This window comes from Sulfitobacter brevis (genome assembly GCF_900112755.1).
In the GTDB taxonomy this organism is placed as follows: domain Bacteria; phylum Pseudomonadota; class Alphaproteobacteria; order Rhodobacterales; family Rhodobacteraceae; genus Sulfitobacter; species Sulfitobacter brevis.
Map to the genome: position 1 here is coordinate 46,019 of NZ_FOMW01000009.1, position 13,278 is coordinate 59,296.

Consider the following 13,278-nt stretch of genomic DNA (forward strand, 5'->3'; position numbering starts at 1 on the left):
AGGTGCCCCCGTGACCACCTTCCCCTTCACTGAAAACAACCCAATTACCTATTCCGGCCCGCTTCCCGCCAAAACGGATGTCGTCGTCATCGGCGGCGGCATCATTGGCATCTGCACGGCCCTCTACCTTGCCCGAAAAGGCCAGCACGTAACCCTGCTTGAAAAAGGCCGCATCGCCGCCGAGCAGTCGTCGCGCAACTGGGGATGGATACGCCAGCAGGGCCGCGACCCCGCCGAACTGCCAATCATGATCGAGGCAATGCGCCTCTGGCACGACTTGGCGGCTGAGGTGGACACCGATATCGGCCTGCGCCCCACCGGTGTCACCTATTTCGCCAATAATACCGCGAAGTTGGCGGGCTATACGGCATGGCTGGAGATCGCCAAAGCTCACAGCCTCGATACGCGCCTTCTCTCCGGTGACGAAGTCGCAGCGACTTTTCCAACAATGAAAACCCGATTTGCCGGCGCGCTGACCACCCCCTCAGACATGCGTGCCGAGCCTTGGGTGGCCGTGCCCGCATTGGCGCGACTGGCGCAGGGGGCAGGCGTCTGCATCGTCGAAGGTTGCGCTGTGCGAAAACTCGACATCGCAGCAGGGCAGGTCGCGGGCGTGCTGACCGAAGCAGGCCGCATCGCCGCGCAAAATGTTGTGCTGGCGGGCGGCGCATGGTCGAACCTGTTTCTACAGGCCCATGGCGTCTTCATACCCCAGCTTTCGGTGCGCGAAACTGTCGCCGCAACCGGTCCGTTGCCCGACATCGGTCAGGGGGCCGCCGCCAGTAGCAAGGTCGCCTTTCGCCGCCGTCTGGATGGCGGCTATACGCTGGCGCCGCCTGGCTCGCCGGAACTTTCCATCGGGCCGGATGCTCTGCGCGCATTGCCGAAATACCTCCCGCAATTGCGCAGCGATCCTTTTGGCCAGCGTTTGCTGCCTGCCGCGACGCGCGGCTTTCCTGATGCATGGACCACCAAGCGCCGCTGGAATGCCGAGCAGACCTCGCCCTTCGAACAGATGCGCATCCTGAACCCGGCCCCCAATATGCGCCGGATCATCCGCCTGCTGCGCGACTTTGCCGAGATGTTTCCAAATCTGCCGCCCGTTCACCTCCAAGCCGCATGGGCGGGGATGATCGATACCATGCCCGATGTGGTGCCTGTGGTGGATCACTGCACGGCTTTGCCGGGGCTGGTGGTTGGCACCGGGATGTCCGGCCACGGCTTCGGGATTGGTCCGGCGATGGGGCGGGTGCTGGCCGATTTGGTAACGGGAAACCCCACTGGCCATGATCTTAGCCGCTTCCGGATGGGGCGCTTCAGCGACGGGAGCCCGATCACCCTAGTGCCCAGCCTTTAGGCGTCAATCAGCGGCACGCAGCCATTTGATCAAAGATCAGGCGCATGACCTTGAGGCTTGGCAGCGGCAGGCGTAAGCATGGCGCAATAGCGCGGCCAACGCTGCCGCCCCCACATTTCGAGGACCCCTTACATGCCCGTAAAAAACCGATTTGCCGAATTACACGACGACATCACCGCATGGCGCCGCGACTTTCACGCCCACCCCGAAATCCTGTTTGAGACGCACCGCACCTCGGCCACTGTGGCGGAGAAACTGCGCGCGTTCGGCTGTGATGAAGTAGTCGAAGGCATTGGCCGCACCGGCGTTGTCGGTGTGATCAAGGGCCGCTCGACCGCGTCTGGCAAGGTCATCGGTTTGCGTGCCGATATGGATGCGCTTCCGATCAACGAACAGACCGGCGTCGAGTATGCCTCCAAAACGCCCAATGCGATGCACGCCTGCGGCCATGACGGCCACACCGCGATGCTGTTGGGCGCGGCGCAATATCTGACCGAAACCCGCAATTTCGACGGCACAGTGGTGGTGATCTTCCAGCCTGCCGAAGAAGGCGGCGGCGGTGGGCGCGAGATGTGCAAAGACGGCATGATGGACCGCTGGGGCATTCAGGAAGTCTACGGTATGCACAACTGGCCGGGGATGCCGCTGGGCTCTTTCGCGATCCGTCCCGGCCCGTTCTTTGCCGCGACAGATTTGTTGGAGATCGAGGTCGAAGGCCTCGGGGGGCACGCCGCCAAGCCGCATGAGACCATCGACACTGCCGTCGTCACCGCGCATATCATCACCGCGCTGCAAACCATCGTCAGCCGCAATGCCGATCCGGTCGGTAATATTGTGGTCTCGATCACGTCGATCGAAAGCTCGTCCAAGGCGTTCAATGTGATCCCGCAGCGGGTCAATCTGATGGGCACGGTCCGCACGCTCAGCAATGACCTGCGGGATCTGGCCGAAAAGCGCGTCACCGAGATTTGCGAAGGTATCGCCGCCAGCTTTGGAGCCGTGGCGCGGGTGAACTACCGCCGCAACTATCCAGTCATGGTCAACCACAATGACCAAACCGAATTTGCCGCTGATGTGGCGCGCAGCGTGTCAGGCCAATGCGACGAAGCGCCATTGGTCATGGGCGGCGAGGACTTTGCGTTTATGCTCGAAGAACGCCCGGGTGCCTATATCCTCGTCGGCAATGGCGACGGGGCGATGGTCCACCACCCCGAGTATAACTTTAACGATGATGCGATTCCCGCAGGCTGCTCATGGTGGGCGGGTCTTGCCGAACAGCGGATGCCAATGGCGCAATAAGCACAACCAGCCAAAACAAAATATAAGGGCGTCACGCGATCTGCGCGGCGCCCTTAGTCTTTGCGGGCCAAGAGGTCGCGGTAAAGCGCGATCAAATCCGCCGCTTCGCGCTCGATCGAGAAATGTTCGATGATATGGGGCCGTGCCGCTGCGGCCCACTGCGTCAGGGTCGGGGGCGCGGCCAATGCGGCGAGGATTTCGGCGCCGAGCGCGGGAATATCGTCAGGTGGCACCAGCGCTCCGGTTTGCCCGTCAACCACCAAAGCCTCAAAGGCTCCGACGCGGGTGGCGATGACAGGCACACCGCAGGCCATTGCCTCAATCGGGGTCAGTCCAAATCCTTCCCAGCGCTGGGGCGCGACATAGAGATCTAGTACGCGGTACCAGTCGGCCATCCGCTCCACCGGCACTTCGGGCAAAAACAGCATCCGGCTCTCGACGCCTTCGGCTTTGGCGCGGTCCTTCAACGAATGCTCGAACGCACGGTGTTTATCGGTCGCCCGTCCCATGATCAATGCATGGGCTGTCGGATGCTGTTTCAGCACAGGAACCATCGCCTCGACAAAGGCATCGGTGCCTTTCTGCGCGCGGATGCGGCCGTAACAGCCGATCAAAATGCCGCTACGCGGCAGCCCATGCGTTTCGCGCAATGCGGCACGGTCCGGCGCGGGGGCGTATTCTTGGGTGTCGATGCCATGCATAATCACCTTAGCGGGCACTTCAAGGTAGGCGGCCGTGCGATCGGACGTGGCGACGACGGCATCCATTTGGCGGATCAGCCATTTGGTCAGCCCCGATTGGCTGCGCTGCGAAGCCGAGGTGAACATCAGCCGCAACCGCTTGCGCGCGAGGTGTTTCAGTGCCAGCCCGCCAATCATTTCGACGTTGCGGCGGGCGTGCCAGACCCGCACACCGTCCGGGCCGTGGCGTGGCATCGTGAGGAGTTGCGAAAGCGATATTTGCGGCACATGCGCGGGCATGACCGGACCGGTGGCCGCAATACTGATATCGCGCGACTGGATCGGCACCAGACGAACAACCGTTGCAGTCACGCCCGACAGACGCCGTTTGAAATTCGGCGCAATCACCCGCACCTTGGCGATATCAACAGCGGTCATGCGCTCAACTCCAATGTGGTGATCAGACGCGCCGCGATCTCGTCGAGCTTGTCGGTTTGCTGCTGGGCAAATTCCAAAGCTGCGGCACAAGCCATCTCGCGGCCCTGCGTGTCGGAGAACAGCGCTTCGACCTTTTCGGCCAGATCGGCGGCATCCGATACGAAACGCGCCGCGCCGAGTTCTTCCATGCCGGAAAAGGTTTCAGCAAAATTAGTGACGTGGGTGCCCGACAACACGGTGGCACCCGAATGGGCGACCTCGAATGGATTATGCCCGCCAATCGGGCGCAGTGAGCCGCCCAAGAAGACGATATCGCTCAGGGCGTACCACGTGCCAAGCTCGCCCAGCGTGTCGGCCAGAAAGACCTGCCCAGCCGGCGCATCCCCTGCGGACCGGCGCGAATGGCTCATACCGGCCTCGGTGATCAGATCCGCGACCTCTTGGCCACGGGCGGGGTGGCGGGGGGCAAGGATCAGGCACAGATCAGGCCAGCGTCGCAACAGCCTTTGGTGGGCTTTCAGAACCGACTGCTCTTCGCCTTGATGCGTCGAAGAGGCGATCCAGACGGGCCGATTGCGCAGGGCGGTCTGCGCCTCTGCGAGGGCTGCGTGATCGACGGGCAGCGGATCGGCCATAGATTTGAGGTTGATGCCGCGCGCCACGCGGGCAGGCGGGGCGCCGAGGCTGACGATGGTTTCGGCCATTGCGTCGTTCTGGGTCAGGATCAGGTCAAACACATCCAGCATATAGCGCGCCGTCGCGGGCATCTGTTGCCAACGCTTGACCGAATCTGTCGACAGGCGTGCATTGACCAGCGCCATACGTGCGCCCGAAGCATGGGTGCGGCGCAGCATTTGCGGCCAAAGCTCGCTTTCGACAAAGATCGCCGCATCCGGGCACCAATGTTTGAGAAAACGCCGCAGGGGGCCGGGGGCGTCGAGCGGTGCAAATTGATGCTGGCAGCGTGGTGGCATCCGGCGGGCAATCAGATCGGCGGAGGTAGCGGTGCCGGAGGTGATCAGAAACTGCGTATCGGGCAGGGCCGCGCCGATGCGGGTAATCAGTGCCAGAACCGACAGGCTTTCACCGACCGAGGCGGCGTGAAACCACACAAGTGGCTGCGTCGCGTCGCGCTGCCCTGTTGCAAATCCAAGCTTTTCGCGTGCCCGCGACCGCGGTACATCGGCGCGTGCAAGTTTGGCGGTTTCAGACCGGCTCGCGAACGGTACCAGCACTGTGCTGGCCGCGACCCATGCGAGATAGGGAAAGGGTGCCATCGCCCCGCGCTTAGCCGCCCGTGTGGCTCATGTGGCGCGGCATTTGTCCGTCAGCGCGTTGGCGGGAATAGTCGAAATCGTGGCCCTTGGGCTTGCGCGCGATCGCGGCATGGATCGCTTCGCGCAGGGGCGCATCGTCGGTTGGGTGATTGCGCAAGGGCGCGCGCAGGTCGGCCACGTCTTCTTGGCCGAGGCACATGAAAATCTCGCCGGTGCAGGTGATCCGTACGCGGTTACAGCTTTCGCAGAAATTATGGCTAAGCGGTGTGATGAAGCCGATTTTCTGACCGGTTTCTTCCAGCCGCACATAGCGTGCTGGGCCGCCTGAATTTTCAAGCAAATCGGTGACGGTATAATGATCGCCGTAGCGGGCCCGCACGTCTTTGAGCGACCAGTATTGACCCAGACGGTCCTCATTACCAAGATCGCCCATCGGCATGACTTCGATCCACGTCAAATCCATGTCCCGCTCGGCGCACCAGCGGGTGATAGTTGGCAGCTCGTCTTCGTTGAAGCCTTTGAGCGCCACGGCGTTAATCTTGACACGCAGACCTGCTTTTTGAGCGGCATCAATTCCGCGCAGCACCTGCGGCAGGCGACCCCAACGAGTGATATCGGCAAATTTCTGATCATCGAGCGTATCGAGCGAGATGTTCACGCGGCGCACACCGGCGGCATAAAGATCATCGGCAAAGCGCTCAAGCTGGCTGCCATTGGTGGTCAGGGTCAATTCTTTGAGAGTACCGGCCTCAAGATGGCGGGTCATGCCGTCGAAAAACGTCATGATGCCACGCCGGACCAGCGGTTCACCACCGGTGATGCGCAGCTTTTGCACGCCAAGATCAACGAAGTTGGTGCAGAGCCGGTCCAGCTCCTCCAGCGTCAAAAGTTCTTTTTTCGGCAAAAACGTCATATTCTCCGACATGCAATAAACACAACGGAAATCACAGCGGTCTGTAACGGAGACACGCAGGTACGTGATGGCGCGGGCGAAGGGGTCAATCAGGGGCGCATTCATAGGGTATAGGTAATGACCCGCCGAACCCCACGCAAGCGGCATTTGGTCGATTGCGCGGCACGCTCGGCGCGGCTAGGTTCGCAGACATGAAAAAACTTATGATCTCTGTGGTCTTGATGACCGGTGTTTCAGGCTGTGCCGACATGGCGTCACGGCTTGGATTTGATAAACCTAAAGGCGCGGCTGCGGCACCTGCCGCTGCGGCTCAGACGTCTGCGGCGGTTGACGCTGACGGCGCGGCAGTGGCGACTGCTGCGGCGGTGACAGCGCCTGCGACGGCCGCGGCGCCGCCACCCGCGGCGGCGCGCTCTGCCGAAGCGCTGGACACGACCACGCCAGAGCAGCGCAAAGCAGCAGCGGCTCCGGTGGCGGCGCAAGGTAAGGTATTGGGTAAGACGATCGCCTCATTAGGTAGCCCGACCGAGCCGGGCCTGTGGTTGAAAACGCCTTTGGTTAAGGCCGAGACTCAAGGGCGGGTGACCAATCCCGCAACCGGAAAATCTTCGGCGGTGACCTTGCTCCCGCTCGGGGGGCCGGCGACGGCGGGCAGCCAGATGTCGCTCGCGGCATTGCGCTTGGTCGGGGCGTCTTTGACAGACCTGACCGAAGTTGAGGTTTCAACCGAAGGCTAGGGCTGCGAATGGACCGAAGGCTGGGGGTGCTGCCCCCAGCCTTCGGGATATTCACCGTCAAAAAGAGGCTTTACGACGCTTTCATCAGGCGGGTAGCTTCCTTGGCGGCGAAGGGTTTGAGAGTGTCGCCCTGTGCCTCAAGGAAGGCGAGTGTGCGTTCGGGGTCGTGTTTTGACAGATCGCGCAGCCACCAGCCGATGGCTTTCTGGATGAACCAGCGATGATCGGGGGCCAGAGTCGCGCACCAGCCCAAGATCCGGTCGCGAATTGCGAGATCGGCGGCTTTGGGATGGGCCATTTTGGTCCATGGCAGTGTGGCGACAAGCGCAGCGCGGCGGGTCCAGAGGTGATCGCTGCTGATCCAACCTTCAAGAGTATCAAGCCGCGACGGGTCGGCCACGAGGCGCTTTTGCGCTGCGATACAGGCGTGATCGGCGATGGCCCAGCTGTCGAAATCAGGTGTCCATGACGCGATGAGTTGCCAAGCGGCTTCATCATCGGGGCGCAGGCGGGCTTGGGTCAGCAGCTTTGCGGCTGCGACGCGTGCCTCGTGAATGTTGGACTGCCAGAGCGCGTCGGCGAGCACGACGCGGGCCGGCACATCCAATGCACCGCGCCATTCGGTGACCAGTGCGTCGATATCTGGATTGCGCAACCCGAGGTAGGGCCGCTCGACCTTATGATACTTGCGCATTTCAAGCGCGCTGGCAGGGTTCGCATTGGCGGCGAGTTGCTCGAGTTCGGGGATATTCAGTTCAAGTTCGGGCGTGCTCATGTGCTGAGCCGCGCCGCGAGGCCTGTAGGATTTTGAGCGAGAATTTGAATGTGCTGTCCAATCATTCGACTGTTACGGATTTCGCCAGATTGCGCGGCTGGTCTACGTCTGTGCCTTTGGCAACGGCGGTGTGATAGGCCAGCAACTGCGCCGGAATGGCGTAGAGGATCGGGGCGAGCGCGTCGGCAACGGAAGGCATCTGAATGCTGGCCCAAACGCCTTCGCTGGCCTCTGCCAGACCCTTGGCATCGGAGATCAGGATCACCTTACCCTTTCGAGCCATGACCTCCTGCATGTTGCTGACGGTCTTTTCAAACAGACTGTCGCGCGGGGCCATGACCACCACTGGGACGGTGTCATCAACCAAGGCAATCGGCCCATGCTTTAGCTCGCCTGACGCATAAGCTTCGGCATGTATATAGCTGATTTCCTTAAGTTTTAGTGCGCCTTCATGGGCCAGAGGATACATCTGGCCACGCCCCAGGAACAGCACGTCGCGGGCTTGGGAAAGCTTGCGGGCAGCAGCGCGGACAGTGTCGTTTTGCTCCAGCGCCATGTTGATTACCGATGGCAGTCCGCGCAGGGCGCTGATGTGATCCGCCAGTTCGGCGCTGGTGATTGCGCCGCGATCGCGGGCGGCTTTCAGCACCATCAGGAACAAAACAGTCAACTGGCAGGTAAAGGCCTTAGTCGAGGCGACGCCGACTTCGACACCCGCATAGATCGGCAGGGCAAGATCGCTTTCGCGGGCGATGGAAGATTCGGAGACGTTGACGATGGAGGCGATGGTATCGACCTTGCCGCTGCAATAGCGCAGCGCTGCCAATGTATCGGCAGTTTCGCCTGACTGACTCACGAAAATCGCGAGGGTACGATTGGAGATCGGCGGCTCGCGATAGCGGAATTCGGATGCCACATCGACTTCCACGGGCAAGCGCGCGATGCGCTCAAACCAGTATTTGGCCGTGAAACAGGCAAGATAAGCGGTGCCGCAAGCAACCATCGTCAAACGGTCGATCTTGGTGAAGTCGATGCCGCCATCGGGCAGAACGATCTCGCCGTCTTCGGTGAGATAATGGTTCAGGGCATTCTGGATCACACCGGGTTGTTCGGCGATTTCCTTAGCCATGAAGTGTTTGTAGCCGCCTTTGTCGATGCGGGTGGATTCGATCTGGATCGTCTTGATCGGGCGGGTCACGGTCTTGCCCTTGGCGTCGGTGATCGCGACAGACGTGCGGGTGACGACTGCGATGTCGCCGTCTTCGAGATAGGTGATCCGGTCGGTCAGCGGTGACAGCGCAATTGCGTCGCTGCCAACGAACATTTCGCCTGTGCCATAACCGACCGCCAATGGCGGCCCGTTACGGGCGGCGATCATCAGGTCATCGTATCCGTCGAAGAGAAAGGCAATTGCGAAGGCACCCTCAAGCCGCGCGACAGTCTTTTTGGCCGCAGACTCCGGATCGTCACCCTGCGCCATGTGCATCTGGGTCAGCAGAGCCACGGTCTCGGTGTCAGTCTCGGTCTCGATTTTCAGGCCAGCGGCAACGATTTCTTCGCGCAACTCGCGGAAGTTTTCGATGATGCCGTTGTGGACGACAGCGACCTTACCCGACTGGTGCGGGTGGGCGTTGCTGACAGTAGGCGCGCCGTGGGTGGCCCAGCGGGTGTGACCGATGCCGGATTTGCCCGCCAGTGGATTGTGTACCAGCAGATCCGAGAGGTTTACCAACTTGCCGACAGCGCGGCGCCGCTCCAGCGTGCCGCCGTTCACTGTGGCGATACCGGCGCTGTCATAGCCGCGATATTCCAGCCGTTTCAGGGCTTCGACCAAGATCGGTGCCGCTTCGTGGTTGCCAAGAACGCCTACAATTCCGCACATTTTTAGCTGCCTCTCTGCATTCTGGCCTTCTTGGCCTTTAACATTTCGAACATTTTTCGAGCGACCCCGGGTTTTTCGATTTGCGGTGCGCGGGACAGGGCCAGCGCGTCAGATGCCACGTCCGAGGTAATCACCGAGCCCGATCCGGTTATCGCACCAGAGCCGACGGAGACGGGCGCGACCAGCATGGTGTTGGAACCGATAAATGCCCCCGCACCAATTTCGGTGTGATGCTTCATCACGCCATCATAGTTGCAAGTGATGGTACCCGCGCCGATATTGGCCCGTGCGCCAATTGTGGCGTCGCCGATATAGCTCAGATGGTTGACCTTGGCGCCTTCGGCAATCTGCGCGTTCTTGACCTCAACGAAGTTGCCAATGCGCACATCTTCGGCCAGTTCGGCGCCGGGCCGCAAGCGGGCATAAGGGCCGACAATTGACCCACGCGATACATGGCAGCCTTCTAGATGGGAAAACGACCGCAAGGTCACACCGGATTCGACTGTGACACCGGGGCCAAAGACGACATTCGGTTCAATAACTGTATCCCGTCCAATGACGGTATCGCGGGCGAGATAAACGGTCTCGGGCGCCATCATTGTCACCCCGTCTTCCATCAAAGTGGCGCGGGCGCGAGATTGAAACGCGGCCTCTGCACTGGCCAAATCGCTGCGCGAGTTCACCCCAAGCGTTTCAGCCTCGTCGCAAGTGACAGCGGTAGCTGACAGCCCGCGGGCGCGGGCGATGCCAACGATATCGGTGAGGTAGTATTCTTCCGACGCATTGTCGTTACCAACCGCGTCAATCAGATCGAACAGCAAATCAGCCTTACAAGCGACAACGCCGGAGTTGCACAGGGTGATCGCTCGCTCGGCTTCGGAGGCATCCTTATACTCGACTATCCGCTCCAATGTTTCGCCTGCCAAGATCAGGCGACCGTAGCGGGCGGGGTCGGCGGCCTCGAAGCCCAGCACTACGACATCACTCGACGCCAGCGCATCGCGCATCTTTTCAAGGGTTTCGGAGCGCACAAACGGCGTATCCCCGTAAAGCACCAGTGCCATGCCGTCAAAACCAGCGAGCGCCTCGCGGGCTTGGGCAACAGCGTGGGCGGTGCCCAATTGCTCGGTCTGCTCGACCACAATGGCCTCTTCGTCGATCTCGAACACCGCGCGGCACACAAGATCGGCGCCATGGCCCGCAACAATCACGGTATGGCTCGGCTCCAGTTCGGTGCCGGATGCCATCGCATGGGCCAGCAACGGCGCTTGGGCGATCGGGTGGAGAACCTTGGGCAGGTCCGAGTTCATCCGCGTGCCTTTGCCTGCGGCAAGGATGATCAGGGCTGTTTTCATGATAGTCTCTTTATGCTCTAGCTTGCTTTCTCTTTACGCGCTTCGCACAAAGGCGCAAGGCCACGGGCCATCAAACAAGGTTGCGGGTTGCAACATGAACGGGCGGCCTATCGCCTAAGGGGGCAGAAGTGAAGACAGTTGTATTCGATCTCGACGGAACTTTGGCAGACACCAGCGGCGATTTGATTGCGGCGGCCAATGCCTGCTTTCGGGCGATGGGCGCGGGCGACATGCTGGACGCCAAGGATGCGGGCACTGCCCTGCGCGGCGGGCGGGCGATGTTGACGCTGGGGATGCAGCGTTTGGGCCGTGCCGGGGATAAAGCCACCATAGATAGCTATTACCCGCAGTTGCTGGAGGCATACTCTGCGGACATCGATACCCATACGATCCTCTATCCCGGCGCGATGGATGCCGTGGCGGCGCTCAAGACAGCGGGCTACCGCGTGGCGATCTGCACCAACAAGCCCGAAGCACTGGCCGAATTGCTGCTGACCCGCCTTGGCGTGCGCCACGAGTTTGGCGCGATGTTGGGCGCCGACAGTCTTGCCGTGCGCAAGCCCGACCCCGAACATCTGTTTGAAACCGCACGCCGCGCGGGGGGCGATCCTGCGCAATCGATCCTGATCGGCGACAGCGACACCGACCGCAACACCGCACGCGCGGCGGGGGTGCCTTGTGTCTTGGTGACATTCGGCCCATCGGGCGAGGATATGGCAGCACTCGAGCCTGAAGCCTTGCTGAGCGATTTCGCCGATCTGCCGCGCATCGTGACGGAGCTTATCGGAGAAGTTGCATGAATGACGCGGCGCAAGGTGAGGTTTTCAAAGGAAGTTTTACCCAACAGGAGCCTATTCCGGAGGAAGGGATCGAGGCCGCCGTCGCGGTGATGCGCCACGGACGGCTTCACCGTTACAACACCGCCCCCAATGAGACCGCGGAAACGGTTTTGCTGGAGCAGGAATTTGCCGCATTGGTCGGGGCAAAATACTGCCTCGCGGTGGCCTCGGGCGGCTATGCGATGTCGACGGCGTTGCGGGCAGTTGGGGTTCAAACGGGCGACAGGGTGCTGACCAATGCCTTTACGCTGGCGCCTGTACCGGGTGCGATTGCCGCCGTGGGCGCGGTGCCGGTCTTTATTGGCGTCACCGATCAACTGGTGATTGACCTTGATGATCTGGCGGCCAAGGCGGATCAGGCCGATGTGCTGCTGCTCAGCCACATGCGCGGGCATCTGGCTGATATGGACGCGCTGATGCGGATATGCAGGCAGTCGGGTATCACGGTGATCGAAGATTGCGCCCATACAATGGGAGCCGCATGGAATGGCGTGCCGTCAGGGCGGCATGGCACCGTAGGCTGCTATTCGTGCCAGACCTATAAACACGTAAATTCGGGCGAGGGTGGTCTTCTGGTCACTGACGATGCCGAAATTGCAGCGCGGGCGATCATGCTGTCGGGCTCTTACATGCTTTATGAACGGCATCTGGCCGGTCCACCCAAAGAAGCGTTTGAGACGATCCGTTTCGAGACGCCTAATATATCGGGCCGGATGGACAATCTGCGTGCCGCGATCTTGCGGCCGCAACTGCGCGATCTTGAGGAGCGGCGGGCAAGATGGAACGCGCGGTACTTAGAAGTCGAAAAGGGTCTCAAGGACACTGCCGGCCTGACAGTCATCCAAAGACCGGCGCAGGAAGCCTTTGTCGGTTCATCCTTCCAGTTATTGTTGCAGGGTTGGAGCGCTGACGCTGTGCAAGCAGTTTTGCGGCGCTGTGCAGCGCGCGGGGTCGAGCTGAAATGGTTCGGCGGGGCCGAGCCTGTCGGCTTTACCAGCCGATACGATTCATGGCGCTATGTGGACGCGCTGCCGATGCCGCAGAGTGATGCGGTGCTGGCGGGGATCATCGATATGCGGGTGCCACTAACCTTCAGCCTTGAGGATTGTGCCTTGATCGCGCGCATCATACGCGCCGAAGTTTCGACTGTCTTTCAAAGTAACGTCAAGTAAGTAGCGCCTTTGTCTGCTACAAATTGGCTGCAGACAAAGGCGCATTACCCATTAGAATCGCAGGGTCGCGTGATCCCCCATATCCGGCTTTTCATCGGTCAAATGGGCTTTGGCGATCTCATACAGGAACTGCATGCTGCCACCGGTAATCCAAACCTCGGCCTGCGTCAGATCAAGACGCAGCAGTTGCACATCAGGGTCACGCTCGCCGCCCTCGAACCATGCTGAGGCGACGCCATTCCAGATCCGGTCAAGCTCTGCCTTGTCGTTGGACGCGGTCAAACGACCATCAATGCGGGCATGCAGATGTTCGTCGTTGCTGCAAATTATATACTGCGATTGCGCGCCAGTTGTCGCGGCTTTCGCGAGGTCGGTGCCTTTGGCAGTGATGAACCACAGCACATTGGCTGGGCCGTCTTCATCGACGTAGTGGCTCATCGGGACGGCGCGGGCGCTATCTGCTGACAACATACCGGTGCGGGTGTCTTCAAGACGGTCCCAAAATTCTTTTTTAACTTTATCGCTCATGTCGGATACCTTTTCATATCTATGCT

12 protein-coding genes are annotated in these 13,278 nt (G+C 60.8%); 5 read left to right on the forward strand and 7 right to left on the reverse strand.

Annotated elements, in window-relative coordinates; translation table 11 throughout:
• The first annotated feature begins 10 nt into the window (after nt 1-10).
• Complete coding sequence (locus tag BM174_RS13020) at nt 11-1,357, forward strand: NAD(P)/FAD-dependent oxidoreductase (protein WP_093924299.1); 1,347 nt, start codon at nt 11-13, stop codon at nt 1,355-1,357.
• 132 nt (nt 1,358-1,489) lie between these two features.
• A complete protein-coding gene (locus BM174_RS13025; RefSeq protein ID WP_093924300.1) occupies nt 1,490-2,656 on the forward strand; it encodes a M20 aminoacylase family protein in 1,167 nt (388 codons plus the stop codon).
• A gap of 53 nt (nt 2,657-2,709) precedes the next feature.
• Here BM174_RS13025 and BM174_RS13030 read toward each other — a convergent pair whose 3' ends face one another.
• The 3 genes from BM174_RS13030 to moaA are packed head-to-tail and all read right to left on the reverse strand — an operon-like array spanning nt 2,710 to nt 6,069.
• Nucleotides 2,710-3,774, reverse strand: coding sequence for a glycosyltransferase family 4 protein (locus BM174_RS13030; RefSeq protein WP_093924301.1), 1,065 nt, complete (start codon nt 3,772-3,774; stop codon nt 2,710-2,712).
• Nucleotides 3,771-5,051 carry a 3-deoxy-D-manno-octulosonic acid transferase gene (locus BM174_RS13035; protein WP_093924302.1) on the reverse strand — a complete coding sequence of 427 codons (1,281 nt, stop codon included), beginning with the start codon at nt 5,049-5,051 and terminating at the stop codon, nt 3,771-3,773. The genes BM174_RS13030 and BM174_RS13035 overlap by 4 nt, the downstream gene beginning before the upstream one ends.
• 10 nt (nt 5,052-5,061) lie before the next feature.
• The gene (gene moaA, locus BM174_RS13040) at nt 5,062-6,069 is read right to left on the reverse strand and encodes a GTP 3',8-cyclase MoaA (RefSeq protein ID WP_093924303.1); all 1,008 of its coding nucleotides are present in this window, start codon (nt 6,067-6,069) and stop codon (nt 5,062-5,064) included.
• A gap of 86 nt (nt 6,070-6,155) precedes the next feature.
• Here moaA and BM174_RS13045 point away from each other — a divergent pair, with 86 nt between their 5' ends.
• The gene (locus BM174_RS13045; protein ID WP_093924304.1) at nt 6,156-6,701 is read left to right on the forward strand and encodes a hypothetical protein; all 546 of its coding nucleotides are present in this window, start codon (nt 6,156-6,158) and stop codon (nt 6,699-6,701) included.
• 70 nt (nt 6,702-6,771) lie between these two features.
• On the opposite strand, the gene BM174_RS13050 is transcribed toward BM174_RS13045, so the two are convergent.
• The 3 genes from BM174_RS13050 to glmU all read right to left on the reverse strand — a co-directional run bounded on the left by BM174_RS13050 (nt 6,772) and on the right by glmU (nt 10,713).
• A complete protein-coding gene (locus tag BM174_RS13050; protein WP_093924305.1) occupies nt 6,772-7,476 on the reverse strand; it encodes a DNA alkylation repair protein in 705 nt (234 codons plus the stop codon).
• 61 nt (nt 7,477-7,537) lie between these two features.
• Nucleotides 7,538-9,358: a glutamine--fructose-6-phosphate transaminase (isomerizing) gene (gene glmS, locus BM174_RS13055; RefSeq protein ID WP_093924306.1), complete on the reverse strand. Its 1,821-nt coding sequence runs from the start codon at nt 9,356-9,358 to the stop codon at nt 7,538-7,540.
• Nucleotides 9,359-9,360: 2 nt separating this feature from the next.
• On the reverse strand, nt 9,361-10,713 hold the full coding sequence (gene glmU, locus BM174_RS13060; RefSeq protein ID WP_093924307.1) for a bifunctional UDP-N-acetylglucosamine diphosphorylase/glucosamine-1-phosphate N-acetyltransferase GlmU: 1,353 nt from the start codon (nt 10,711-10,713) through the stop codon (nt 9,361-9,363).
• Nucleotides 10,714-10,841: 128 nt separating this feature from the next.
• On the opposite strand from glmU, the gene BM174_RS13065 reads away from it, so the two are divergent.
• Together BM174_RS13065 and BM174_RS13070 are read left to right on the forward strand one after the other, a co-directional pair.
• Nucleotides 10,842-11,513, forward strand: coding sequence for an HAD-IIIA family hydrolase (locus tag BM174_RS13065; protein ID WP_093924308.1), 672 nt, complete (start codon nt 10,842-10,844; stop codon nt 11,511-11,513).
• Entirely contained in the window at nt 11,510-12,724 is a 1,215-nt protein-coding gene (locus BM174_RS13070) for a DegT/DnrJ/EryC1/StrS family aminotransferase (protein ID WP_093924309.1), read from the forward strand. Before BM174_RS13065 ends, BM174_RS13070 begins: the two co-directional genes overlap by 4 nt.
• 51 nt (nt 12,725-12,775) lie before the next feature.
• Here the strand turns inward: BM174_RS13070 and BM174_RS13075 are convergent, their stop codons facing one another.
• A complete protein-coding gene (locus BM174_RS13075) occupies nt 12,776-13,252 on the reverse strand; it encodes a pyridoxamine 5'-phosphate oxidase family protein (RefSeq protein ID WP_093924310.1) in 477 nt (158 codons plus the stop codon).
• Nucleotides 13,253-13,278 lie beyond the last annotated feature (26 nt).

Coding starts and splice junctions, on each gene's coding strand:
- BM174_RS13025 (WP_093924300.1), top strand. CDS start 1,490: ATGCCCGTAAAAAACCGATTTGCCGAATTACACGACGACATCACCGCA.
- BM174_RS13030 (WP_093924301.1), bottom strand. CDS start 3,774: ATGACCGCTGTTGATATCGCCAAGGTGCGGGTGATTGCGCCGAATTTC.
- BM174_RS13035 (WP_093924302.1), bottom strand. CDS start 5,051: ATGGCACCCTTTCCCTATCTCGCATGGGTCGCGGCCAGCACAGTGCTG.
- moaA (WP_093924303.1), bottom strand. CDS start 6,069: ATGAATGCGCCCCTGATTGACCCCTTCGCCCGCGCCATCACGTACCTG.
- BM174_RS13045 (WP_093924304.1), top strand. CDS start 6,156: ATGAAAAAACTTATGATCTCTGTGGTCTTGATGACCGGTGTTTCAGGC.
- BM174_RS13050 (WP_093924305.1), bottom strand. CDS start 7,476: ATGAGCACGCCCGAACTTGAACTGAATATCCCCGAACTCGAGCAACTC.
- glmS (WP_093924306.1), bottom strand. CDS start 9,358: ATGTGCGGAATTGTAGGCGTTCTTGGCAACCACGAAGCGGCACCGATC.
- glmU (WP_093924307.1), bottom strand. CDS start 10,713: ATGAAAACAGCCCTGATCATCCTTGCCGCAGGCAAAGGCACGCGGATG.
- BM174_RS13070 (WP_093924309.1), top strand. CDS start 11,510: ATGAATGACGCGGCGCAAGGTGAGGTTTTCAAAGGAAGTTTTACCCAA.
- BM174_RS13075 (WP_093924310.1), bottom strand. CDS start 13,252: ATGAGCGATAAAGTTAAAAAAGAATTTTGGGACCGTCTTGAAGACACC.